The sequence below is a fragment of the Glutamicibacter sp. NPDC087661 genome (genome assembly GCF_044743275.1).
Taxonomy (GTDB): domain Bacteria; phylum Actinomycetota; class Actinomycetes; order Actinomycetales; family Micrococcaceae; genus Glutamicibacter.
Window position 1 is genome coordinate 1,231,975 of record NZ_JBIUWE010000001.1, and the last position, 24,789, is coordinate 1,256,763.

Annotated in this window: 18 protein-coding genes; 7 read left to right on the forward strand and 11 right to left on the reverse strand. The window is 52.3% G+C overall.

Annotation, left to right across the window (positions count from 1 at the left end; all coding sequences use genetic code 11):
* Window positions 1-41 precede the first annotated feature (41 nt).
* Window positions 42-2,111: a cell wall-binding repeat-containing protein gene (locus ACIOTN_RS05865; RefSeq protein WP_402734909.1), complete on the forward strand. Its 2,070-nt coding sequence runs from the start codon at window positions 42-44 to the stop codon at window positions 2,109-2,111.
* A 136-nt stretch (window positions 2,112-2,247) separates the two neighbouring features.
* On the opposite strand, the gene ACIOTN_RS05870 is transcribed toward ACIOTN_RS05865, so the two are convergent.
* Together ACIOTN_RS05870 and smc are read right to left on the reverse strand one after the other, a co-directional pair.
* Window positions 2,248-3,693 carry a glycosyltransferase gene (locus tag ACIOTN_RS05870; RefSeq protein WP_133833475.1) on the reverse strand — a complete coding sequence of 482 codons (1,446 nt, stop codon included), beginning with the start codon at window positions 3,691-3,693 and terminating at the stop codon, window positions 2,248-2,250.
* A gap of 74 nt (window positions 3,694-3,767) precedes the next feature.
* Window positions 3,768-7,340 (reverse strand): chromosome segregation protein SMC, encoded by a 3,573-nt coding sequence (smc, locus tag ACIOTN_RS05875; protein WP_133833476.1) that lies wholly within the window; start codon window positions 7,338-7,340, stop codon window positions 3,768-3,770.
* A gap of 104 nt (window positions 7,341-7,444) precedes the next feature.
* On the opposite strand from smc, the gene ACIOTN_RS05880 reads away from it, so the two are divergent.
* The 5 genes from ACIOTN_RS05880 (at window position 7,445) to ACIOTN_RS05900 (ending at window position 13,287) form a co-directional block, all read left to right on the forward strand.
* Window positions 7,445-8,317, forward strand: a complete 873-nt coding sequence (locus ACIOTN_RS05880) for a serine hydrolase (protein WP_286172112.1) — start codon at window positions 7,445-7,447, stop codon at window positions 8,315-8,317.
* A 166-nt stretch (window positions 8,318-8,483) separates the two neighbouring features.
* A complete protein-coding gene (locus ACIOTN_RS05885) occupies window positions 8,484-9,398 on the forward strand; it encodes a hypothetical protein (protein WP_133833477.1) in 915 nt (304 codons plus the stop codon).
* A gap of 279 nt (window positions 9,399-9,677) precedes the next feature.
* Entirely contained in the window at window positions 9,678-10,523 is an 846-nt protein-coding gene (locus tag ACIOTN_RS05890) for a hypothetical protein (RefSeq protein ID WP_133833478.1), read from the forward strand.
* Between the two features lie 124 nt (window positions 10,524-10,647).
* Window positions 10,648-12,474: a hypothetical protein gene (locus ACIOTN_RS05895; RefSeq protein ID WP_402734910.1), complete on the forward strand. Its 1,827-nt coding sequence runs from the start codon at window positions 10,648-10,650 to the stop codon at window positions 12,472-12,474.
* A gap of 84 nt (window positions 12,475-12,558) precedes the next feature.
* The gene (locus ACIOTN_RS05900) at window positions 12,559-13,287 is read left to right on the forward strand and encodes a DUF6270 domain-containing protein (protein ID WP_133833480.1); all 729 of its coding nucleotides are present in this window, start codon (window positions 12,559-12,561) and stop codon (window positions 13,285-13,287) included.
* 1 nt (window position 13,288) lies between these two features.
* Here the strand turns inward: ACIOTN_RS05900 and mutM are convergent, their stop codons facing one another.
* The 4 genes from mutM to ACIOTN_RS05920 are packed head-to-tail and all read right to left on the reverse strand — an operon-like array spanning window position 13,289 to window position 15,700.
* Window positions 13,289-14,218, reverse strand: a complete 930-nt coding sequence (gene mutM / locus ACIOTN_RS05905) for a bifunctional DNA-formamidopyrimidine glycosylase/DNA-(apurinic or apyrimidinic site) lyase (RefSeq protein ID WP_133833481.1) — start codon at window positions 14,216-14,218, stop codon at window positions 13,289-13,291.
* Window positions 14,219-14,228: 10 nt separating this feature from the next.
* Complete coding sequence (rnc, locus tag ACIOTN_RS05910; protein ID WP_105659217.1) at window positions 14,229-14,927, reverse strand: ribonuclease III; 699 nt, start codon at window positions 14,925-14,927, stop codon at window positions 14,229-14,231.
* Window positions 14,928-14,930: 3 nt separating this feature from the next.
* Complete coding sequence (gene rpmF, locus ACIOTN_RS05915) at window positions 14,931-15,134, reverse strand: 50S ribosomal protein L32 (RefSeq protein WP_013348816.1); 204 nt, start codon at window positions 15,132-15,134, stop codon at window positions 14,931-14,933.
* 2 nt (window positions 15,135-15,136) lie between these two features.
* Complete coding sequence (locus tag ACIOTN_RS05920) at window positions 15,137-15,700, reverse strand: DUF177 domain-containing protein (protein WP_105659218.1); 564 nt, start codon at window positions 15,698-15,700, stop codon at window positions 15,137-15,139.
* Between the two features lie 379 nt (window positions 15,701-16,079).
* Between ACIOTN_RS05920 and ACIOTN_RS05925 the strand changes: the two genes are divergently transcribed.
* Complete coding sequence (locus ACIOTN_RS05925) at window positions 16,080-17,294, forward strand: CDP-glycerol glycerophosphotransferase family protein (RefSeq protein ID WP_133833482.1); 1,215 nt, start codon at window positions 16,080-16,082, stop codon at window positions 17,292-17,294.
* Window positions 17,295-17,370: 76 nt separating this feature from the next.
* Here ACIOTN_RS05925 and ACIOTN_RS05930 read toward each other — a convergent pair whose 3' ends face one another.
* From ACIOTN_RS05930 to ACIOTN_RS05950, 5 genes are all read right to left on the reverse strand, one after another.
* On the reverse strand, window positions 17,371-20,883 hold the full coding sequence (locus tag ACIOTN_RS05930) for a CDP-glycerol glycerophosphotransferase family protein (RefSeq protein ID WP_402734911.1): 3,513 nt from the start codon (window positions 20,881-20,883) through the stop codon (window positions 17,371-17,373).
* A 302-nt stretch (window positions 20,884-21,185) separates the two neighbouring features.
* Window positions 21,186-22,463 (reverse strand): CDP-glycerol glycerophosphotransferase family protein, encoded by a 1,278-nt coding sequence (locus tag ACIOTN_RS05935; RefSeq protein WP_133833484.1) that lies wholly within the window; start codon window positions 22,461-22,463, stop codon window positions 21,186-21,188.
* Between the two features lie 48 nt (window positions 22,464-22,511).
* The gene (locus ACIOTN_RS05940; protein WP_105659212.1) at window positions 22,512-22,973 is read right to left on the reverse strand and encodes an adenylyltransferase/cytidyltransferase family protein; all 462 of its coding nucleotides are present in this window, start codon (window positions 22,971-22,973) and stop codon (window positions 22,512-22,514) included.
* 66 nt (window positions 22,974-23,039) lie between these two features.
* Entirely contained in the window at window positions 23,040-23,930 is an 891-nt protein-coding gene (locus ACIOTN_RS05945; protein WP_402734912.1) for a glycosyltransferase family 2 protein, read from the reverse strand.
* Window positions 23,931-23,970: 40 nt separating this feature from the next.
* Entirely contained in the window at window positions 23,971-24,789 is an 819-nt protein-coding gene (locus ACIOTN_RS05950) for a CDP-alcohol phosphatidyltransferase family protein (RefSeq protein WP_402696284.1), read from the reverse strand.

Genomic DNA, 24,789 nt, shown 5'->3' on the forward strand with positions numbered 1-24,789 from the left:
CCTCCGCTCAAACTGTTCAGTCTCCCTCGCCCACTGCTACCGTGGCTGATGCGCCGGAACCATCGTCTACGCCGTCTCGCGAGGCCGAGGCCACCGGGACCAGCACCAGCGAAGTTGAGTCCGAGGCGCCAGCACCAAGTGCGCCGGCTGCTATTGCCACTCCAGCAGCTGAAGAAATTTCCAAGGCACTGTCCAAAGACGATGATCTTTCCAAGAAAGAACGCGTACAGCTAGCCGACAAGGCGCTGGCCGAAATGGAGCTCGAGCACCTCGATGCCCAGCTGGGCCAGGGTGCCAAGCGAATTGCCGAAACCGGTGACGCGACGATCCCTACCATGGATGAGCTAGCGGATCTCGCGAAGCTGTCTTCAAATGATTCTGCGACTTCAGTTCCGTTCCAGGTGGGCGCGCCGGCTTCCCTTGATGAGTTGCGGACCTGGCGTCCACCGGGCACCCTTGGGATCGATGTTTCCCGCCATCAAGGCGACGTGAACTGGTCCACTGCCAAGGCAAACGGGGCACGTTTCGCCTACATCAAGGCCACCCAGTCGTGGCCTTCTTCCTTGTACAAGGACCCTAAGTTCAGCCAGAACTACACCAAGTCGCGCAATGCCGGCCTGATTCGCGGTGCGTACCATTTCGCCATGCCTGCCCATTCTTCCGGTGCTGTTCAGGCCAGGGAATTCATGGCTAACGGTGGTGGGTGGACCAATGACGGGTACACCATGCCCCCACTGCTGGATATCGAGTGGAACCCGTACAACAAGACCGCTTATCCGCAGGGCAAGGGCGATATGTGCTACGGCATGACGCCTTCCCAATTGGTTACCTGGATCAAGGACTTCGGCAATACTGTCAAGGCCAAGACCGGTCGCCTGCCGATGATCTACACGGCCCAGTCGTGGTGGGATGAGTGCACGGGTGATTCCGCAGCGTTCAAGTCCTGGCCACTGCATGTCTCGATCTTCCCCACCGCTGACGTTGCGAAGAATCCCCGCGAACTTCCTGAAGGCTGGACCACGTTCAATGTCTGGCAGTATTCTTCCAACTCCAATTTGTTGGGGTCAACGAAGAATGTGGATGCCAACGTGTGGAACGGCGATCTGACGTCGCTGCGCGACTTCGCGAAGAACCGCCGCAGCACGCAGTACAAGCTGACTACCAGCTACTTTGGCAATATGGATGTCTGGCCGACCCGCTTGGGCCCATCACGCATGTCTGGCGCCAACCGTTATGGAACGCCTGTTGCGATCTCCAAGCGCACCTTCCCCTACGGGGCCAAAACTGTTGTCGTGGCTTCCGGCGAGCACTTCGCTGACGCACTATCAGTTACCTCGCTGGCCAACCGCCACAATGCACCCCTGTTGCTGACCAAGCAGGCCTATCTGCCGAGCGCAGTGGCTGCGGAAATCAAGCGGCTCAATCCGTCCCGCATCGTCATTGCAGGTGGCCCAACCGCAGTCAGCAGCAAGACGTTCACGCAGCTGAAGAAGTATGCACCGGTATCCCGAGAAGCAGGAAACACGCGCTATGGAACCAGCGCAGAGATTGCTACGAATTGGTCTTCTGCCAAGAACGTGTTTGTGGCATCTGGACGCTCGTTCCCTGATGCCCTGTCCATGGCAGCTGTCGCGGCAGACCGCAAGGCTCCATTGCTGCTGAGCAGTAAGAAATACGTGCCAAGCACCATCTTGAAGCAGCTCAAGCGCCTGAATCCCTCCACCGTGTACTTGGCTGGTGGGCCACTGGCAATCTCCAGAAATGCGGAAAACGAGATCCGAAAAGCGCTTCCGAATGCCAGGATCGCTCGTTACGGCGGAGAATCACGTTATGACACCAGTGCTGTCATCGCGAAGGCCTTCTGGCCAAATGGTGCGCAGCGCCAGTTCATTGCCAACGGCAAGAGCTTCCCCGACGGACTGAGCGGTGCCGTTGCTGCAGGCTACAACGGCGCGCCAATGCTGCTGGCTAAAAAGTCCTGCCTGCCTAAGTCCATAGGCTCAGCGCTGACCGGCATGGAAGGTTGGACTAATGTGCTGATTGGCGGTCCGCTGGTTCTCGACGAGACTGTTGCCTACCGAAATGACGGAACCCTCAATACGTGTTCGTAAGCGTTGCGAGTTAGGGTTCGCCAAGCTGCACAGAGGCTCGTAGTTGCTGTTTGGGGCAACTACGAGCCTCTCTGTGTTCTGCAGGAGGGAGCCTGTCCCGGGAAAGGCTGGTACCCCGGCTCCCTATAGCGCGGTGCTACTTAGCTTGGCGAGCATCTATGCTCATATACCCATTGGCTGTTGCGTAGACCAGCAAACCCGAGAATTCCTGGCTCGCAACGCTTTTCCCCATCCTGATCCGCTTTGCAGGAACGCCCTGATACTCGATGAAGATGTTGCCCAAGCGAGAAATCGATTCAAGCACGGCGGCACGCGGGAAAGATGCAGTGAGCCGCGATCCGCTTTCGTCAACTGCAAGCTCGCCTCTTGCCACGGTTTCGGTGTCTCGATCCCTTATATGAATGCCGATTGGCGACGGTCCCGAGACTGGAAAATCGACGACCAGACAGATGCGTTCAGCAGTATTCTCGACCGAAACAACTGCAGGCGCTTTCTCAGCTTCCATTTTATTCTGGGCAAGCTGCTCCAGGTATTCCAAGTCGCCGGCGAGGATGGCGTCGACCAGCTTTGCCTCTTGCGGCTTGAAGAGCGCTGCAGAATTATCCAGATGGAAGGTTTCCAAGAAGCTCTTGTGGCTCGACACCCATGCTGCGCGCTGTTCGGCGGTATAACGCAGGAAACGTTGTCCGTCATAGAAACGCAAACCCTTGCGAACGAACAATCCGGCAATGCGCTTCCTGGCCACTTCCAGATCCGGCCCAGTGTACGTCGCGATAGTTTCCGCGATCTTGGTCAAAGAACCTACGTAACCGGCAGGATCGATTTGCTGCGTACTAATATTTTGGCCGTCCGACCTTAGCCGGATCTCGTAGTAGTTGTAATCGCCCAGGATGCTGATTCGCTGAGCAGCGGAATAGGCTTCGACCATGGCGATGCCATCTTCAAGCCTGACTTTTTCTTCGACAAAGCGGATGCCATGCGAATTGAGAAGCCGTCGCCGGATCATCTTTTGCGGCGAAAGGGTCCGCAGAATGAAGTCGTAGTCCACATCGAGAATTGTTTTTTCAAACAGCTTCGCTTGAACTCTCCGGCCGTCCAAACCGACCATTTTCGGAACGAGGACATCCACGTCATGCTCCAGCGCAAATGAAGTCATGCGCCTGAGCGCTTGGGGACCGAGCCGGTCATCACTGTCGATGAAGAAAACATATTCTCCACGCGCATTTTCAATGCCTACATTGCGCGGCTTGCCCGGCCAACCACTGTTCTCTTGATGCAAGGCGATGAAGTTCGAATTTCGCTTCGCATAGACATCCAAAATCTCTCCGCCAAAATCCGTCGAGCCATCATCCACTGCAATGACTTCAAATTCTTCTGGTTCCAGGTCCTGGGCTTCCAGAGAATTAAGCAGTTCCGTAAGGAACGGCATGGCGTTATAAACGGGAATAACCACACTCACCAATGGAGAAGATCCCTGGAGCATCGACCCGCTCGGGAGGACATCCTCCTCCCCTGTTTCCCGATGTGCCGGACTCTTCGAAACAGCAGGGTTATCATTGATACGTTTACGGAAAAATGCCATGTCATCCTCAGTAGAGACAGTGAATTACGGAGCATGCAAGTTCGCCCCTGCAAATCCCTACTTTACCGCAATAGCTACGTCGTCACAGCTCGTTCCATTTTCTGGCTAATCACTGTAGAAACCCCGTCTCCGCGCATAGTGACGCCGTACAGAGCATCAGCTACTTCCATGGTCTTCTTCTGGTGGGTAATCACAATCAGCTGCGATGACTCGCGCAGCTCTTCGAAGATCGTGATCAGGCGTCCCAAATTCATATCGTCCAAGGCCGCCTCCACCTCGTCCATCACGTAGAACGGCGACGGGCGAGCCTTGAAGATGGCGACCAGCAACGCGACAGCAGTCAGCGAACGCTCTCCACCGGAGAGCAGCGAGAGCCGCTTGATCTTCTTGCCGGCCGGACGCGCTTCCACCTCGATGCCTGTGGTGAGCATATTCTCGGGATCGGTGAGCACCAGCTGGCCCTCGCCGCCTGGGAAGAGGCGATCGAAGATCCGCCTGAACTGAACGGCGGTGTCGTTGTAGGCTTCGGTGAACACCCGCTCGACGTGGGAATCAACGTCGGCAATGATCTGCTGCAAATCCCCTCTGGACTTCTTCAAATCCTCGAGCTGGCCGGAGAGGAACTTATGGCGTTCCTCCAAGGCAGCGAACTCTTCAAGTGCCAACGGATTGACTTTGCCCAAGGCCGCCAGGTCGCGTTCGGACTTCTTCAGCCGCTTTTCCTGCTCGACGCGATCATATGCCCGGGTGCCGACAGGATTGCCTTCTTCATCAACGTTTTGCCGCAGCGCGCCCCACTTGTCATCTTCGTCGAGGGCCTCCGGAATCAGCTGGTCTGGACCGTAGTTGGCGATGAGGTGATCAGGGGTGTATCCGAGTTCTTCCAGGGCCTTGGTCTCAAGATTCTCAATGCGCATCCGCAGTTCCGCACGGGCCATCTCATCACGATGCACAGCATCAGCAAGACGGGCCAGCTCGGCGGAGAGCTGCTCCGCTTCCTTGCGTTGGCTGCCCAGCATGGATTCCAGTTCGGATTTCTTTCCAGCCAGCTCTTCGCGTTCTTGGCCAGCCATCGATACCGATACTTCAATGAAACGCAGGACGCGCTCAGCAGCTTGCTCAATACGGATCGCATTGGCTGCTTGCGCCTTGCGCTGCTCCGCTCGACGAGCTGCAACTTCACGGTGATTGCGCTCAGCTGCCGCAGTGCGGCGCAGACCCTCAACGCGCGAACGCAACGCAGAAACGCGCTCTTCACTACTGCGCAAGGCAAGCCGGGCTTCTAATTCCTGCTGTCGTGCCGCGGCTGCAGCATCTGCAAGAGCCGCTCGTGCCGCGTCATCAACGGTTTCTTCATCTTGATCCGTTGAAGCTAGCTCCATGCGCTCGGTAATCTCTTCCAGAGATTCCTGCTCGATTTCCAGCTTCTCCAGCGTTGCTTCGAGCTTTTCTTCCAGCTTGGCTTTGTCCGATCGCGCGCTGCGAAGTTTCTGTCCAAGACGTGCCAAATACGAGGATAATTCATCAATGGCGGCATCAGATTCAGCCAGCGCCGACAGGGCCTCATCGCGTTGTTGCTGAGCGATGGAAAGCTCTGGTCCCCGCTGAGCCAATCTGTGCTCGACTGTGGAAAGTTCTTCCTGGCACTGGGAGAGTTCAGTTTCCGTCTGTTCCACTAAGGCCTGCTGCGCGATCAGGGAAGCGCCTGCTGAGTCCCCCACGGAACTGCGAACTGCCGAAACAGTGATGCCATCCAAGGTGGTGAGCAACGCAGATGGGTTCTGCACCAAGGCCGCAGGAGCTTGGCTCATTTCCTCAATGATGTAATGGCCAACAAGAAGCTGATCAAGCAAGCTATCCAGTGGGCCATCGGCAGCTACAACTTCACGAGCACTGACGGCATTAGGCATTGCAGTAGCCTTTGCACCACTTGGCAGAACTTCGGCGTGCAGGAATACTTGGCTGGCCTGCTGCTGTTGCAGGGCTTCGATGAGCTCCAACGCATCACCAAGGTTCTTGGCTACCAAAGCTTCTGCACTGTCACGCAAAATCGCGGCGATGGCCTGTTCATATCCCGGATTAACCGTAATCAGCTCCCCCAAACGGCCGAGGAGCAGTCCGGATGTTGATCCAAGAAGCTGTGATGACTGATCATCTGGTTTGGAGTTCAACTTCAGGGCTTCAAGGCGAGCACGCAATCCGGAAACACGCACCGATAGCTCGCGTTCACGCTGACTATCGGCATTGTGCTCTTCTGACAATGCTGCGTGTTCCCGATCAGCACTCTCAAAATCGATATTCAGTTGGGCTTCGCCCGCCAATTGTTTTTCAAGATCACTGGCAACTTCTGCGTGAGAGCGCAAATCCAGTTCAAGGTCCGAGTCGAAGGACTGGACGCTTTCCTGGAGGCGGGATATTTCGGCCCGGGTCACGTCGACACGGCTGCGTGCGGAAGCCACCTGCGAGGCGAGCCGTGACATGCCTTCTCGACGGTCCGCCGCGGCACGGAGCATGGCAGCCATCCGCTGCTGTTCGGCGCGTGATGCTTCCTCGGCCTGCTCTTTAGCCTCTACAGCTTCAGCAAGAATCTCGTGGCGGTCTTCAAGAGCTTCTTCAAGTTCCTCAAGTTCTTCGCTCATTCGCTCAGCTTGAGCTTCCAAACGCTCAGGATCACGGCTGGAATCGAAATGGGTTTCATTGCTTTCCAGCAATTTCCCGCGTTCACGAGCCAACGCGGCCAGCGATCGATAACGCTCTGCCTGCGTGCTCAACGAAACCCACGTTTCCTGGATCTGAACCAGTCGCGGGGTAATGGTTTCCATCTGGGCAGTCAGTTCAGCGATGTGCTTCTTGATGCGTTCCAGGCGTGCCGCAGCGTCTTCTTGCTGAGCTTGGATTTTGGATTCGTCATCAATATCCTGGGCCAGCTTGTTGTTCAGTGTGACCAAATCATCTGCCAGCAGACGGGACTTTGCATCCCTGACATCAAGCTGCACCGTCTGCGCACGGCGAGCGATTTTCGCTTGCCGTCCCAACGGAGCCAATTGGCGGCGAACCTCGGCGCTCAAATCCTCAAGACGATCCAGATTTCCCTGCATCGCTTGCAGCTTGCGCAGGGTTTTCTCCTTGCGCCGTCGGTGCTTGAGCACGCCGGCCGCTTCCTCGATGAAACCACGCCGATCTTCAGCGGTAGCGTGCAAGATGCGGTCCAGCTGTCCCTGACCGACAATCACATGCATTTCTCGACCCAGACCGGAATCCGAAAGCAGCTCTTGAATGTCCAGAAGACGGCAAGAACTTCCATTAATGGCGTATTCGGATCCACCAGTACGGAACAGCGTGCGGGAGATAGTGACTTCTGCATAGTCGATAGGCAGCTGGCCATCAGAGTTATCGATTGTCAGGGACACATGGGCACGGCCCAGTGGTGGGCGGCCAGAAGTGCCAGCAAAGATCACGTCTTCCATCTTGCCGCCGCGAAGCGTCTTGGCACCCTGTTCACCCATGACCCAGGACAGCGCGTCAACCACGTTGGACTTGCCGGAACCGTTAGGTCCTACAACAGCCGTGACGCCCGGTTCAAACTCAAAAGTGGTCGCCGATGCGAAAGACTTGAATCCGCGAACGGTGAGAGTCTTGAGATGCACGGCGTGAAGTTCCTATGTTTGGGCGAAATCGCTAAAGTTGGGTTGGGCAATCAAACCCAATCCTTGTCGCAATTCTAGCGAAGCGCACTGGGGATTATCTGGTTGTGCTCGCAAAATCCGAGGAAGAAAATCGAGGGATAGATCATTCTATGAGCATTCTGACGCAGATTGACCAGTGGCCAAGTGACAACGCGGTATCCGTGGTGGTGAACGGCAATGGTGCAATCGTTGACCAGCACGGTGATACTGCCCGTGTTTACCCCTTGGCTTCGGTGACCAAGTTGCTCAGTGCCTACACGTTCTTGGTTGCTCTGGAAGAAGAAGCCATCACCCTCGAAGACCCTGCAGGGCCAGAGGGTTCAACCGTGCACCACCTATTGGCGCACACAGCCGGGTATGACTTTGATTCCGGAACCATCCGCTTTGCCGTAGGGACTAAACGCGGATACTCGAATTACGGCTTTGAAAAGCTCGCAGAGCATCTGGAACAACAGACCAGAATCAGCATGGCCCAGTATGCCCAGGAAGCGGTCTTCGCTCCCCTGGGGATGGCTGATACAGAAATTGCCGGCAGCTGCGCAAAGGATGGCCGATCCACCGCTGCCGACCTGGCAAAATTCGCTGCCGAACTTTTGACCCCAACTATCGTGGCGCAAGAAACATTGAGCGAGGCAACGCGTGTGCATTTCGAGAACCTCGCTGGAATTCTGCCCGGCTATGGCCGGCAGAACCCGAATGACTGGGGACTCGGGTTTGAGATCCGATCGTCCAAAGCGCCGCACTGGACAGGCGCAAGCCATCCAGCGTCCACCTATGGACACTTTGGGCAGTCTGGTACGTTCCTCTGGGTGGACCCTAAACATCGTCTGGCCTGTGTGACGCTCACCGATAAAAGCTTTGGCCAGTGGGCTGTTGACACTTGGGCCCCGTTCAATGACCAAGTTCTAGTCGCCACGAAAATTACTCGGAATAACTAGTTATTCCGAGTCAGTCTGCCTACGATCCTTTAGTTTGATCTTCGATCAAAACAGCTAGACTGATCAACAGATATAGAAACAGTGTGAATCACAGCTATTCTAAGCATAATCACTATTACAGCTCACTCCTTTCAACACCTATCATCCAGAACTAACGAGGATTTCAATGACTGATAAAAACTACAGGCAGTGGCAAGTTCTGCACTACGTATGGGACAACTTGTCAGATTTTAAAAATCGCTGGATTATGCTACCGGGGATCCACACCATTCAATTTGGTAAAGATGAATCCCCAATTGACATTTATGTAAATGAATATATTAATGCGTCAGATTTTAAAGCACAACCAGTGTTCTTCACAGGTGCCATCTCTTCACGAGGAGATAAGAAAGGGCCATTCTTTTCCGGACTGGGACTGACGAACAATAAAAAACTTCCACTAATCGCCGTCGCGGACCCAAGCCTCGATGATGACGCTTCCTTAAGCCTAGCTTGGTACACAGGTGGTCCAACCGACAACTTCACAGCTAATCTACTCGCGACTTTAACTGTCCTTCAGGAGAGCCTTAAACGCGAGTTGATTTTCATAGGTGGATCAGGAGGTGGATTTGCTGCGCTAAATATCGCTTCAAGGTTCAAAGGAGACTCGACCGCGCTGGTTTGGAATCCACAAACGGATATATATGAATACGCAGAACGCTTCGTAAAAGCATACTTGAGAAGTCGGTTTAATTTCGCCTTTGCGACTTTAGGCTCACCCGATTGGAAACAATTTTGTAAGAGCAGAACCGATTCCAAAGTACACACCCACGTTTTGCGAAGCCAGACTCTTACCGCGCCCCGACGTGTTATTTACCTTCAGAACAGTGCTGATTGGCATCGGAGCAAACACCTCAAGCCCCTCTGGTCAATGACGACGCAAAAAGAACTACAAGAAGGGATCAATTCGCTGGACGATAATCACATCGTCTTCGTCAGGGAATTCGCCGAAGGGCACGCACCACCACCGTCCACCCTAATCGGTAGCCTCTTGGAACAATTAATGGACCTCTCGATGAATGCCAAAGATTTAAAATTCTAAGAAGCAAACTCAAATTGACTTCATCAAAAAACGGAAGCCAGTGAGACTGACAATGCTTCCCGCTAAGCAGCTCGCACTGTCCGACCTAGGTTCATCCCTCGAAAATTGCCCATGTTTTCGATATGAAGAAGAGCGGGACACTCCTACCCTAAAGCCGGAGTCACGAAACAAAATGCGCGCTCCTCGTTTACCCGCAATGGGTCAAATGAGATTTCGTTGCGATAACACGAAGCCATCGACCGTCAAAATAACTATCCAGCCCCAGATAAGGTCCTCGATATGCTGAATCGTACCAGGAACATTAAGAAGCACTCTTCCCGCGGTAGACGCATATTTGACGACTTTGATAGCGCACTTCGTGCAGGTCTTTCTGAAGGGCTTACCATTATCAAATCCAACGGACGATATTTCGATTTCTATTTCGAAGACCGAAATTCTCCGGTGACCCTTGTCACATTCCATGCGGCAACTGGACCTAAAACCGTTGAGTATCCTATTTTTACCGGATCGCGTTTCGCTGAGAAGCTCGGTGTCAACTTACTCGCCTTCGCCGACTCCGCTTGTGGCGGAGCAGAAAAACTACTCACTTTTTGGCACCAAAGCACCAAACGAGTTCCGTCTGGTAAGTTCATCCCGTCAATCATCGCCCTGACACAACGTCCCGGGCAAGAAAAACATCTTATTTTTTTTGGTTCCTCCGCTGGCGGATATGCGGCTCTTCATTACAGTACCTACTTTCCAGAGTCAGTTGCATTAGTGATGAATCCTCGCATTGAACTTCTCGGAAAACCTGATCGCTTTGACGACTACTCCCGAAAAGCGTATCCGGGATGGAACCCACAAATGATTGCCGCAAAAATTCCAACAAGCATGTCAAAGTGGTACGCCAAAGGAAGAGAAAATACCGTGGCATACATACAAAATACTGGTGACAGACTGTATTACGAGAATCATTTCTCGCGCTTTGAGGCTGCTACGCGTGAGCAATCAAATATTCATTTTAAGATCCAGAATTGGGGAAAGGGGCACATAGTCCCTCCTGCGAACGAATACATGGAACCTCTTAAGTCACTCGTTAACCATGCTCCGAATTGGAACGCAGGGCTATCAAATTTTGCCAGTTGAGGCACCCGTACTTCCAGTTCTAGTCACCGTTCATTCGTGATTATCATCTTGGGTTCAGGTTGCTCGTAGTCACGGGGACTGCCCACCGAGACTTGAACAAACATCACATAGTAAGGTTAGACGTATGGCTTCTACTAAGACCTATGCTCCGGTGATTACGGGGTTACCGCATACCTCAATCAGTTCGGCGCCAATAAACACAGTTGTGAAACGGAATGAAGATCCCGTTATTCGTGGTTCACGACGATTCTGGCTCGATGGAAGCGTAATTCTAAACGGAACATGCATTCAGCGAACTGCGGATCTCGATTCGTCACTACCACAAGCAGCGGAACGGTGGAGTATTGAAGAACTTGCTGATTGGTGGTCGAAAGGTGAACGAAACCCTGGTGCACTATTCATTGAAGATTCAGTAGATTCATGGAGCGCTTGTCTGCCTGACCCACTGGGCGGTGCACTTGCGTTCTCTCTCAATAAGCAGGGCAAAGCATTCGTTTCTACCAGCATCGTAGAACTTGTACATGCAGCCGAGACACATGGAATCATCTTGGAAAAGGATCCATTGTTTCAGGTAGAGCGTCTCATGCTTGGCAACGGAGGGCTCACACCTGCAAGTTACAAGGGTGTACATTCACTTGAGCCTTTTCAGTATTTCGTATTGTACGGAAATCAAATCTTTACAAAGAATTACAAGATTCGCGAGAGCCTTGACTCTGCATCGCTCTATGATTTGTTTACAATTCTTCGATCTGACGTCCAAGGCGCTGTCCAAGCAATAGCAGAGACGAATTCTCAGCAAATCACCGCACACTTGACAGGCGGTTTTGACTCACGCCTAGTTCTCTCCGCAGTATTGAACCTAGAACTGCGAGATCGAGTCAATATATTCTGTTCCGGCCCTGAAGGTTCCACCGATCGAATAATCGCCGATGGCCTGACGAGACAATACGGCCTACAACGAGTAGACGGGGCAGGGCTCACGACTGCACCAACGACGAACATGTCAGAACGACTAATGGGCGCACTCTTTGCGAGTGGTGGAATAACTAATACGGGCCCGTTCGGTCGAGAAATCTCTGTACCAGTTAGCGCAATGGGCGGCGGCTACGGAGAAGTGCTTCGAACATTCTTTGGAAACAGAAAAATTACCGACTCACTTGGTCGACTTGATAGCAGCCTCCTTATATCAAGCTATCTGCCCACAGCAAATACCAAGAGCACCTATTTTTCGCCAGAAGCAATCGCGAACGTTTCATCATTACTAACAAAAAAATTCGATCACTTGTCCCATCTTTATCAGGATGCCAGTTTCATAGGCGATGCGTTTTATACGCATAATCGGAATCGCTACCATATCGGTCAGACGTCTTTATTATGGAGTCGTGTTGGCTCTAGATTTGACCCGTTGTATTCTGTTGCTGGTTTCGAATTAGCCAGAAGATCTACGCAACATGTCAGATCGGCAAATCTCATTGGCCATGATTTACTAGACTCGCTGAAACCTGATCTATTATCATGGCCCTTCGATTACGACAGGTTCAGCCAAGACCTATTACAACTAAGAAATCGACGAGAATTACGTTCATGGCCAAAGAATAACGAGAAAATTAATTTTGTAAAAGGGCTCACACCTGAATGTGAAGCTGATAGCACTTTCCTATCCGTTCTTCGACGCCTAAATGCCACCGAACCCAAACTTAATGCCGCGCAACGCAAAGCTAAGGTGGAGGAAGCCAACGGATTGGGAGTTAATTTTTGGCAGGTAGTTTACAAGGAGACTGGACAAGAACTGTTATCTAGCGCTCTCGAACAAACGAATGGTACTGCTTTACAGGGAACTGTCGATATCGAATACATTCGTAAATTATCAACTGCAAGTTCACTAAACAAGAAGCAACTCCGTGATCTTTACAGTTTGGGTGGGATCATGTCTTGGCTCAGTTTCGGGTAATTAAGAATAGTCTTACTAGGTTAAGATCTTCAGTATCCGATAATCTTTTCTCTCATAACTACTAATATTTATTTCGCAGGAACAATGGTAAATTTCTTCATATACGGTGGCTGCGTTTCTAGGGATGCCTATGAACTGGTCAAGGATGAACATTATTTAACGGGTTACATCGCTCGCCAGTCGCTTATTAGCGCCAACTCGCTACCCGAGACACGAATTAACACAGCAAATTCATCGACAAACTTTAATTCCCGGATGGTAGTCGGAGACATTAAGTCCTCGCTCTTCTCTACTTTGCGTGAAAAATCGAATGAAGTCGAAGTATTCCTATTTGACATCTTAAGTGAACGACTAGGAGTTTATCGACTCCAGGGCGGGCGATACATCACGAACTCCGCGGAACTATCCAAATCAAGTCTTTTAGATGATTTTCCGTATGCCAAGGCTAAGATTCATTTTGGCACCAGCCAACACTTTGAGCTTTGGAAACAAGGAGTACTTACCCTCAAAGATATTCTCGTAGAATGTGGTCTATTCAGCAATAGCATATACATTGAGACCATTTGGACTGATCATTCTTGTCAAGGCAGTAACGTTCCTAAATTCAGAAACTGGTCCGCTCATTACGCGAATAAGTTATACGAACCATATTTTTCGTACCTTCGAGAATTGGGTTTTAGATCAATAAAACCGTCTCTGGATATCAGCCTATCCGATGAAAATCATAAATGGGGTAGTTCACCGTATCATTATCAGCCGGAGTACTATCAGGAAATCCTTGTGCAAGTATTCGACCAAATTTCAGAAAAGTAGCTTATCTCGGTGCACGGCGTGGTCGCGGCTGGCACACTGGGCAGCTATAGGAAGAACGGCCCATGAAGGGATCACGACGAATCAGAGACTCACGGCCGTTTTCTCTGCAACGCAAACAGGCTTTGCCTTCGCGCCCGTAGGCGTTCAAGGACCTGGAGAAATAACCGCTAGCGCCGTTAACATTCACGTATAGAGAATCAAAGCTCGTACCACCAGCGGCGAGGGCGCGTGTCATCACATCAACCAAAGCATCATTGAGGCGTTGCACTTCTGGACGCCTGATAGTGCCAGTATTGCGCAAACCTGAAAGGCCTGCTTGCCAAAGTGCTTCATCCGCATAGATGTTGCCGACTCCGGAAATGATCCCCTGGTCCAGAATGGCTCTCTTGAGTTCTGTCGTCTTTTTGCGAAGCGCGACGTACAGGTCTTCGGTCTTGCGGTGAGGATCCATCACGTCTCGGGCAATGTGAGCAGCCGCCTGTGGGATCGATGCTTTTAGCGACCCGGCTCCGGCAGGCAACCCATCGGTTGTTGCAACCAGTGGGGAGATAAACATTCCCCCAAAGATTCGCTGGTCTACGAAACGCAGTTCGCTGGGGAAATCGGATCTCTCGCTGAGTGAGAGCCTGACTTTTAGATGTTTCTCATCGTGAGCATCAGGTTCTTCGACAAGAAGTTGGCCGCTCATGCCGAGGTGGGCAACCAATGCTGCCGGAGTTGAAAGGCCTTCGAGGTCCATCCAGAGGAACTTGCCCCGGCGAACCACGGAAGCGATAGAGCAACCGCTCAATGTCTGTTCAAAATCTTCAACGCCGTCGGTATGACGGCGGACGGACCGCGGGTCCAGCACTTGAGCGGTTAGTACCGTTCGAGTGCGAACCCACTTATCCAGTCCTTCTCGGACCACTTCAACTTCTGGCAGTTCTGGCATGAACTAAACGCTATCCCTTAGGTAGCTGCTCACCTGGATGCAGCAACAGCCAAGTCTTGTGTGCCGCTTCCTGCTCAGCTTCCTTCTTGGATGGCCCATGCCCCTGGCCGTATCCCTCGTTTCCGATGCGGAGTTCGGCAAGGTAAGTGCGTGCGTGGTCAGGACCGGAACCAGTGACCTGGTAGTGCATCTCGCCTAGCTTTTGGGAGGCTACTTCTTCCTGGATTACAGTTTTCCAGTCAGTCGTCGCGCCCAGCAGCCGATGATCTTCCAGCAGTGGAGTGACGAAGCGAAGCACAAACGAGCGCGCAGCTTCCATGCCTTGAACCAAGTAGGTGGCCCCAAGAATTGCTTCCATGGTGTCTGCCAGAATGGAGGATTTATTGGCTCCGTTGGACTGGGCTTCCCCACGTCCTAGGAGCAGGTGCTCCCCCACTTCCAAATCACGGGCAATGATCGCCAAGGCGCGGGTACTGACAATAGCCGCTCGCCGCTTCGCGAGATCGCCTTCTGGCAAATTCGGGAAAGTTGCGTATAGGTATTCTGCAACGCAGAAGCCAAGAATTGAATCACCTAAGAATTCAAGGCGTTCATTCGTTGGAATGCCACCGTTCTCATAGGAATATGAGCGGTGGGTAAATGCAAGACGAAACGTCTCGGAATCAATATTGATTCCGAGACGCTTCATAAGTTCTTCTTTTGAAGACATGTCTTAGACGTCTGCGACCTTGCGACCCTTGTACTCAAGGAACAATTCGGTACCAGCCGAGTCGGTGACAACCTTAGCCTGGTGAGGCAGGCTGTAGGTTACGCGACCGTTTTCAACGGTCTTCACCAGGTTCGGTGCGGTAGCCTTCCACTGAGAACGGCGGGCACGAGTATTCGCACGGGACATCTTCCGCTTTGGAACAGCCACGACTACTTCTCTTCTCTCTTGTCTGACGTTTTATCATTTGTCGCATCCTCTGCGACAATATCGGACAGCTGCGCTAGCGCTGCCCAACGTGGATCCAGGATCTCATGATCATGCTGAGGGTCATCGTTGAGACTGATTCCGCATTCACTGCAGAGCCCCAAGCAATCTTCCCGGCAAACCGGCTGGAACGGCAGGGCGGTAACCACTGCGCTCCGTACTACCGGATCGATGTCAATCAAGTCACCGACCACCCAATACTGATCCACATCATCATCGTCTTCGAATTCTTCGCTCTCTTCATAATAGAAGAGCTCTTGAATATCAGCCTCGAAGTCGTACTCGATGGGCTCCAAGCATCGTCCACATTCCCCAGCGATTTGCGCTGTAGCGGTACCCGATACCAGAATTCCTTCATGCACGGCTTCAAAGCGAAGATCTAAGTCAAGCTCAGATCCTCCACGAATACCGATAAGTGCATTTCCCACATCTGCGGGTGCCGAAACCTGCTCATTGAGAGTTTTCATTGAGCCAGGCGAACGGCCGAGCTCCCTGGTTGAAAAAACCAGAGGCGAGTTGCGATCGAGTTCGCCGTGTGACGATCGATCAGAACGCTTTTCGCTAATGATGACTCCTATAGAAACATAGTCCGACATTTCATCTTAGCTTGCCGTAGGCCAAGTTCCCAAACTGAAACCAGTTTTCAGAGCTCGATGCCGGTGTTGCACTCACCACAGCATATCGTAGACGACCTGCCAATCCCTACTTGCACGCGTTGCTAATCCAACATTCCCGACCTTGCAATCCGCGCCGCGGACTTCGAAGAAGAATCGGAATAACGCCAGGGACGAGCGCGACGCAAAACGGCTTATAGCAAACATCCCGAAGAAAGCTTGCCCAGCGAATTATGCTTGGTCATGCTTCGAATTAAGTGGTGAGGGATTCTCCGTGAAAGTGTTACGAACCGTCAATAGCGTCGTCAAGAAAGTGCAATCGCGCTTTGAGACACGGCGACACCTGAAGTTCATTCAGAACCACGCCACAGAACTACGCCACCTGCCCGTGGACGCTGACCGGTACAAGGTAGCGCTGCACTTTCCCGATGAGATGGCCAACGCCTACCAGATCAGGCAATGGTACGAACCGCTTTTAGCCTTGGCAGAGTTCGTGCCGGTGGTAATCATCGCACGAAGTCCAGATACTGCGCTGTCGCTGCGCAAGGAATGCCCGCTACCGATTCACTTCGCCCCCGCCGTGGTAGATGTTGAGCGATTCATGCAATCCCAGGATCTACGTGTGGTGTTCTACGTGAATCAAAATATCCGGAACTTTCAAATCATGCGGTTCAATGCGCCTAATCATGTCTTCATCTGCCATGGCGAAAGCGAAAAAGCCTACATGTGGTCCAACCAGCTCAAGGCCTACGATTATGTATTTTCAGCCGGTGAAGCAGCTAGAGATCGCCTGGTAAATCACTTGCGCAATTTCGACGCTTCGTTGCGATGCCGGTTAATTGGGCGTCCGCAAATAGATGTGGATTATGCGTCGCCTGTCGACCTGAATAAGGAACTACCGACGCTTCTCTATGCCCCAACCTGGGAAGGCGACCGGCCTTCCATGAATTATGGCTCCGTACTATCCCATGGTGAACAATTAATTGACGCCTTGATCAAGGACGGCGGATTCAACGTTATTTTTCGCCCCCATCCACGTTCTGGACTGGGTGCGAAACCCTATGGGCAAGGCGTAGAAAGAATCCGAAAACAGCTGAGGGCGCACAGCGAAACTTCGAAAGCCCAATTCATTTTCGATGACTCGGCCCACTGGGGCTGGCAGTGGTCAGCTGCCGACCTTTGCGTGACTGACATTTCCGCAGTTGCTTATGACTTTTTAGCTACAGGAAAACCAATGTTCGTGACGCAACCGGTGTCGACCGAGGCTACCGTTGATGAATCTCCAGCGCTGCAACAGGTGCCTGCCCTTACAGCTGCGGCGGCAACGGAAATCAGCCGGCTGGCGCGAGAAGCCTTGGCCGGCAACAACCCGCAGCTACGAGGTCTGGTCAATTACTACTTTGGCGACGTTTCCCCCGGTGCCAGCATGCAACGTTTCATTGCAGAAACGCTGGCGCTAGTGCAAGAAGACAGCGTCACTGATCACTAGCCAGCTTCAGCAGCATAGTGGTGCCGGGCCTGCAGGAGGCCCGGCACCGCAATTTCAATAAGCTGCGGTGTCTTCCTTATTTGAAGAAGCGCTCAACAACGCGCCGCGCGGCATGCCCGTCATCATTTGGGGCAAACTTTTGAATGAATTCGTCTCGATTCACCCCTGGCAGATCAGCCCCCGCCAAAGCTGACGATAGTGCATCCCAAAGGTCGTTCTCTTCTTCAACAATTGGGCCAGGCAACGCACTCTCGTAGTCCAAATAGAAACCACGCAGATTATCCCGGTAGTTCTCCAGATCGTATGCATAGAAGATAATTGGTCGTCGCAACAGCGAGTAGTCGAAGAATACCGACGAATAATCAGTAATCAATACATCAGAAGCAAGGTATAGTTCCTGAATATCTGGATGACTCGAGACATCGATAATGCGGTGCCGCAGGCTCTCCGGAATCGACACGGCATTTGATACCAGCACATGCATGCGCAACATCAAGATGGTGTCTTCGCCAAAACGACGGTCGAACTCCTCCAGATCCATTGGCAAGTCGAATCTGAATTTACCGCGGCTTGAAGCCGCATCGTCACGGAATGTCGGCGCGTAAAGTACGGTCTTGATTCCTGGGGGTATCGCAAGCTCATCGCGAACACGCTTTTCTTGCTCAGCAACGTCGGTACCGGTCAAGATGTCGTTTCGGGGATAGCCAAGCTCCACGGCTTCGCCTGAGAATGCATAGGCGGATCGCATGATCTCGCTCGTGTAGCGAGAAGGCGAAATGAGGTGCGTCCATTGGCGCGTTGCTCGTGTAACACGCTCAAGATACCCCTCATCGCGGCCTTGAACTTCGCGAACATCGAGTGCCATCTGCTTGAGTGGTGTTCCGTGCCAGGTCTGCAGGAACACTCCCTTCGCGCGACGCTTCACATAGTGCGGGAAGCTCTGGTTATTCACCCAGTATTTTGCCCGTGCGAGATGCCAGAAATATTCTGGGGACAATCGCTTAACGGTAGTCGTCAAAGGATCGGAGAAGCGGTGCTTTCCCGAGTAAACCCATACCTTGCGACGTGTGTCACCTTGTCGCAGCAATTCCTCGTAAATATACCGAGGAGAGTCGCCGTACTGATTCCCGAGACCCGATTCGAAGACGATGAGGTCTTCTTCCATGGGAGCAAGCTTGTACAACTTGTATAGCTTGCGCATGACGTCAAAGTACCGCTTGTTCCTTCGGAACTTGTTCTTCAACTTAACCGGCAATTCGGCACGCCAGCCAACGTTGGGTTTGCCACGCAACTCGGCTCGCTCTATTTCTCCCGTTATGCGTTGCGAATTGTTTTGGTCCCGGTGGGTCATGAACACGTCAGCACGTTGACGGTACTTGTCTTCCATGGCTTTACCTCGTTGCAGGGTACGCGAAAGATCATGCAGCAATGTTTCTGCATCAAAGGCAATGCGGCCTGGCAATTCGTCGTCCAAGTTCAAATGCGATCCGCTCGGTCCCAAGAAGCGAGAGCGATCGAACTGGTAGTAGTGAACAGGCTTGTGCAGGAAGCTGAAGTCAAAGTTCACTGAAGAGTAATCCGTGACCATGATTGCCGCGGTCTTGATTAGTTCCTGGACGTCAATTTCACCTTGGACAATTAGTCGAGCGGGCGCGCCAGCGAAATGATCCCTGAATTGCATCATGTTGGGATGGAGGCAGAAAACAACTTCCAGGCCATGCCTCTGGACTAATTCTGCAAGTTCCGCCGAATTAAGCAGGTTTTTCCATTGCTCGAGGTAGTCCGATTCAAGGAAAACTTCCTCATTCTGCAACCAATCACGCCACGTTGGGATGATCAGGAGCATGTTCTCGTTAACACTCAAATCCGTCGCTAGCAAGGAATCGAACCGGGATAGCCCGGTGACCTTGACTTCTTCAGGCGAATAAAGGAAGTCCTTAACGATGTACTGCTTCTCGCGCTCAGAGGAAACCATGAAAAGGTCCGTCGCAAAGCCAGGTGAATTCTTGCCGTAGTTGGGAACCATCCATTTGGTTCCCATGACGCCGTGCTGCAAGAACACCCGAGTAGCGCGGCAACGCGACGAGAAGCTATGGTGCCTTGTTGGGTATAAGTAATCGGCATGGTGCGTGCCGATGACTCGTTGCGCACGAATGGCCAATTCAAAGTGTTCTTTGCTGCCATGGAAAACGACGTGATCCATGGAATCGAAATTCCGTAAATCGGGAGCTTTCTCATCGATGACATAGTATGCATCAATATCTGGGCGTTCTTTACGCAGGTATTTGAACAGATGCAGCCCGTTGTCCTGAGCCTTGTAGGATAGTTCGCCGACGATCCAAATCGGCTTCGAATCCGATGGCTGGCTGATTGGGAAACTGCGCTGTTTAGCGTTAGCAAGTACGGCAAAGGCTTCTTTGTCGAACACTTCCAAAATCACCGATGTTGATTTTGCTTTGAAGGTGAAATATGGAGAAATCGCTAGAGTCTTTTCACCGATTGTCACCGCATCTGCACGCGTCGTGCTGCGCACGGCAAACGGGGTACGAGTCACTCGAATGCGTGCAAGCTCACCGCTGGAATTCGAAGTCGCCAGCAGATAGAGATCGTAGTTATCGCCACGATCGATCGCCTCCCAGTCAGCAGATTTGAAATCCAGGGTTGCTGACCAGCTGTAGATAGCACGTCCAAAGCGCTTTGCTGCATGCTTTTCGTCGAAAACCAGCTCCGCTGGAACTTCAACTGCAAATTCCGATTTACGTCCAACCAGTTGCAAAGTGACTGAGGACAACCGGTCGCTCTGCGTTTCCAGAACTCCGCCCAACGACAGCATGCCGTCGTGGATCCGGGTGATGTCAGTACGAATTCGATATTTGAAGCGTAGAGGACGGTTCAGGGCCAAAGCCACTTCGGCCTTCTTATTGATATAAAGTCCTACGCTGCGTTCGCCTGAATTATAGACCGTGTCATGGCTAAAAGTAGTCGACGAAAACCGCCCCAGAATACGGTGGGCGATAACAGGGCCGTTGAGGATTAGTTCCCCGGCGTCGATCCGTTCCCGGACCTCTTTGCGCCTGAGCAGTTCACCGTCTTCAGTTAGCTGCAACCATGCGATTCCCGGAGGCAATTGATCGAATTCGGAGCTGAAGGTCAGTGCAAGACGAACCGTACCGGCGTACAGGTCATTTTCCAGAGTCACTTGGTTGTCATCTGCGTCATCCGAATCAGGAACGCTGGATTCCGGCTCTTCGTTGCTGGAAGCGAGTTCGCGATAGTCTTGCCACCGATCAAGAAGGGGATCCAGAGAGATCTCAGCATAGATTCGATGGGATTCATCGTGACCGATTTTGACTAGATCAGACGTAAGTGGCGCAACAGAAAGAACGATGTGGCTACCGTGTAATACCGAAACGGATTGCACGGGATGGGCAACGCTAGCGTCCAGATGCAGAACTTCATCACGAATTGCAAGGTTCAGCTCTTGGTAGCCGCTGTAGTAGCGATACTTTTTGCGCTTTAACCGCTGGGTACGCAAAGTCTGCATCGCTGACTGCGCCAAGTCTTGCATAGCTCGAATTTCAACTGCCACGAATAGTGTCCTTCAATGTTTTAGCTGCTATCCCCCGCTTAAGTCGTTCAGCGGAACAGCCTGGAAATCGCGCGTGTACAACATGAATAGGCCGCTAGCACCACACGGCAGTGGCCGTCATTTCATGTGATCCACAGTCTAAGATTACCGCCCATGGGCGATCAAATCAGTTTGAAACCGCCACGGACACCTGCAAATGGCCATAGAGTCTGCTTCGACTGGAGCGTTGTCATTATCTGGCGCTTAAAGCAATTGGTCCCAATTCGTATGGTACGAATTGGGACCAAGGAGTCAGCGGACCTCTAGCTGTGCCAACCCCGGAAGTTCTCCAGCTTTCCTTGACGTTCAACAATCAGCTTCTGAATGACGTTCTGGAATCGCTTAGTTGAATCCCCTCGGTTCAGGTCGCCAAAGTAGAACTGGCGCATTTCAATGCGCTGATCCTTGTGTCCGTCACGAGTCAGTGCATCGGCGAGCAGGTCTCCAACGTTCTTCACGCTATCTTGGTCTACTACGTGGCAGGCCTGCGCAACTGGTGCATCGCGGTGAAGAATTTCGCGGTTGGTACGTCGGTCGGAAATGACTAACGGATTGCCCGGGTGGAGGTACAGGTAGTCCAGGCCTACGCTGGAAACATCGGTAATCAGCGCATCGGTCGACTCGAACATGGCCAAGATATTGCCCTGTTCGGATATCACGTGCTCTGCGCCGGCTTCATTGGCAGCTTCGATCATTTCCAGAATGCGTGCGTGTGCCTGAGCAACGCCAGGAGTATTGCTTTCCTGAATTCGTGGGTGCGGCTTATAGACGACGCGCCAAGAAGGGTTCTCCAACAATGACTCGACAATGGCAACACCATATTTGTCCAACGAGGTGTAGTTGTTGTCTTCGTTTTCCCCTTCCCACGTCGGCGCATACATGACATCGAACTTCTCGCTTGGTTCCAATTCGAGTTCGAAGTTGATATCCAGCTGCGGACGACCGGTGACTTCCAATTTGTTGAACTCGAAGTCAATCAACATTGCCTCGTGGCGCTTGATGGCTGCAGGGCCTGCGACAAAAACCTTGTCGTAGGCCTTGGCCTTATTCGAAACCATCGAGAGTTTGTCGCTCTCACCATGGTTTACATGCACGTGAACAAGCCTTGGGTGATCCAGGGACTGGAAATTCGTGCGCGAATTGTTGGTGTATATGACCAGCTTCAGGTCATTGTCATCATACAGATCCATGAGATCAGTCAATCGGCGTACATAGATCCTTGGCAGGTCTGTAAATTTCTCCGCCGCTTTGAAAGCACTCAAAGTACGGAAGACCAGCAGTACTTCTTCTTTCACATGCAGTTCTTCAAGCACCGGAAGCCACTGAGTCACCTGATAGATCTTGTCAGCGCCATCTCCGAAGTAAACCGCTACAGATCCTGGTACCGGAATATTGGATACACCAACATTCACATTGGCCGACGGACGACCGGTTAGCCCCATCAGACGGGATATCCGTTTTGCTTCCGGACGTCGCCCCACTTTTTGCAGGGCGCCCTTTACGCTGGACTTGATGGAGTCTGTGATGTGCTCGCTAGCCATGAGTACTTTCAAATCTCGAAAACAACAACTTACAACTAAACGAGTTTACTAGCTCAGTTCCTTCACGATCTGGCTCAAAGTGTCCAATGTGTTCTTTAACGACGTGACATGTCGCTCATCGAACTCGCTCAGGACACGTTTCATTTCGGTTGTCGAGATACCTGAGGTACGTGGAAGGTAGACAACTTCGACTTCATCACCGAGGTCGTCAAACTTGCCCTTCCAGTCTTCGCCGATGCCGAAGACCTTTGCATCGTACTTCTTGATGTCAGTACGTTTCTGTTCCCAGTTCTCTTCGGGAATGGCGAGGTCTACGTATTTGATGGCTTGGACGATCTCAAGACGCTGTTCGAAAGGAACTACAGGCTTCTTGCCCTTGATGGCGTTGAACTCATCAGTGGATACGCCAACAACCAGGCGGTCGCCCTTCTCCTTGAGACGCTTCAGGATATTCAGGTGGCCGATATGGAACAGGTCAAAAGTTCCGTACGTCAAAACAGTTTTAGTCATGGGTCCCTTTCGAAGTAAGGTAATAGCTTCGCTTGCTTAGCTAGTGGCGCTCACTTGTGTTCGTCGTTAGATAATAGGCAGACGACCCGCGAAGGTCATGCGAACTATTGTTTTCCATCTAAGTTTAGGCCGTGGTTCACGGTACCAGGGGCTGCCGGTCCAACCTGCCCGCCATCCGGCTATGTACTGGGACACAGCGCTTTTGTTGTGTCGCAGCCGCAAGCACTCAATGAGCATCCAGGTTGTTGGATAGATCCAACGCAGCGGCACGGGCAAGTTACGGCGAGCCAGCCACACCCGGTTTCGGGCATTCAAACGATAGAACTCGTCGTGGCGTCGTGGATCCACGATCGGATGGCCAATCTGCATGTCGCCGGCATACCAGACGTAAGTGCCTGTGTCCCATACGCGCCAGGCAAGTTCGATGCCTTCATGCGCGTACCAGAATCCCCCCGCCCAGCCACCCGTGGAATCAAAAATTCTACGGGTAGTAACTAGGCAAGTTTCCCCCACGTGGAAAACTTTGCTTGGTTCCACTGCCGTTCGTTTTTTCAAGCGCGGGATCCAACGTCGTGGATTCTGTTCTTCGTTTTCAGGATCAGTGATGCGCGGCTGCAACAGCCCCATGCGAGGGTAATGCTTGAACCGTTCGACAGCCGTAATCAAGAAGTCATCATCGATGAACCATGAATCGTCATCGAGGAAGCACAAGTATTCGCCATTTATCTGGTTCACTCCAGCATTGCGGCCGGCCGGAATGCCCAAATTCTCTGGAAGAAAATGAGTCTTGATCCCTTCAGGGATATCCGTTGGATCCCATCCGTTGCCTACGACTACAGCGTCAATCTGCACTGAACGTTGGGCCAGCAAAGATTCCAGGGCGCGTCGGAGCTCAACCGGGCGGTTACCCATGGTCAACACAACTACGCCGATGGTCGGCTTGATCTCTGCAGGCATTTGTCCTCTAAGGCGGTGGGCTATACGGAATTAGGTCAAACTATGCTTTGAGCCGGGACGAGGCCATATTGGAAAGGAAATGCCCAAAGTTCACTAGGACGCATGCCGGCAATAGGATCCAGACCATCCACTTTTCGGCGGCTCCTGGAATACCCACGATTGCGGAGATAACCGAGCATCCAAGAATGATCAGCGATAGTTCAACTGCGTGCAGGAGCTTATGGAATGGCAAGAAGCGAGCCAGGGAACGCAGCTTTCCAACGAGTGAAGTTGTTGGAACTGATCTGGCGGCTGCAGTATCCGGCAATTTTCCGAGGCCAGCCATGCCTCTGGCTGCATGAACCATGAGTGACTGCGAACGGTTCAGGACCAGAAGAACCGACAGGCAAGCGGCCATGAACAGTGTAGGCCAGGCCTGCTCAACTGAGGAATCATCCGCAGACAGTTCTATGAAGACCCGGTAGCCCAAAGCAATTGGGATCAGCGCCTCTGTTGTGTGGTGCCCAACCATGTCAATGAAAATACCGCGGGGAGATTGAGTTCCCCTCCAACGTGCGACTTCTCCGTCAGAACAGTCAAAATACAGCTGGAGCTGCGACAAGATTACTGCCAGCAACGGTCCCCAGATGCCAGGAATCAACAGCGCTAGAGACATGAACCAACCCGCAAGAATCATCAAGCCGGTAACGCCATTGGCACTGATACGCGTGCGCACCAGTATTGCGGTGAGGTAAATGGAGATATGGCGCAGGTACAGCTCAGCTGTCCAGTGCTCGGCATTCTTACGCGCACGGACTTCCGGAGGTTGGCAGACCGCACGCAGCTGTTCGAGCGTTGGATTCTTTGGACGTTCAACCAT

What these genes read in the sequence shown, in the direction of transcription:
- ACIOTN_RS05870 (WP_133833475.1), bottom strand. Translation starts at nt 3,693, where the DNA reads ATGGCATTTTTCCGTAAACGTATCAATGATAACCCTGCTGTTTCGAAG.
- ACIOTN_RS05885 (WP_133833477.1), top strand. Translation starts at nt 8,484, where the DNA reads ATGACTGATAAAAACTACAGGCAGTGGCAAGTTCTGCACTACGTATGG.
- ACIOTN_RS05890 (WP_133833478.1), top strand. Translation starts at nt 9,678, where the DNA reads ATGCTGAATCGTACCAGGAACATTAAGAAGCACTCTTCCCGCGGTAGA.
- ACIOTN_RS05895 (WP_402734910.1), top strand. Translation starts at nt 10,648, where the DNA reads ATGGCTTCTACTAAGACCTATGCTCCGGTGATTACGGGGTTACCGCAT.
- ACIOTN_RS05900 (WP_133833480.1), top strand. Translation starts at nt 12,559, where the DNA reads ATGGTAAATTTCTTCATATACGGTGGCTGCGTTTCTAGGGATGCCTAT.
- mutM (WP_133833481.1), bottom strand. Translation starts at nt 14,218, where the DNA reads ATGCCAGAACTGCCAGAAGTTGAAGTGGTCCGAGAAGGACTGGATAAG.
- rnc (WP_105659217.1), bottom strand. Translation starts at nt 14,927, where the DNA reads ATGTCTTCAAAAGAAGAACTTATGAAGCGTCTCGGAATCAATATTGAT.
- ACIOTN_RS05935 (WP_133833484.1), bottom strand. Translation starts at nt 22,463, where the DNA reads ATGGCTAGCGAGCACATCACAGACTCCATCAAGTCCAGCGTAAAGGGC.
- ACIOTN_RS05940 (WP_105659212.1), bottom strand. Translation starts at nt 22,973, where the DNA reads ATGACTAAAACTGTTTTGACGTACGGAACTTTTGACCTGTTCCATATC.
- ACIOTN_RS05945 (WP_402734912.1), bottom strand. Translation starts at nt 23,930, where the DNA reads ATGCCTGCAGAGATCAAGCCGACCATCGGCGTAGTTGTGTTGACCATG.
- ACIOTN_RS05950 (WP_402696284.1), bottom strand. Translation starts at nt 24,789, where the DNA reads ATGGTTGAACGTCCAAAGAATCCAACGCTCGAACAGCTGCGTGCGGTC.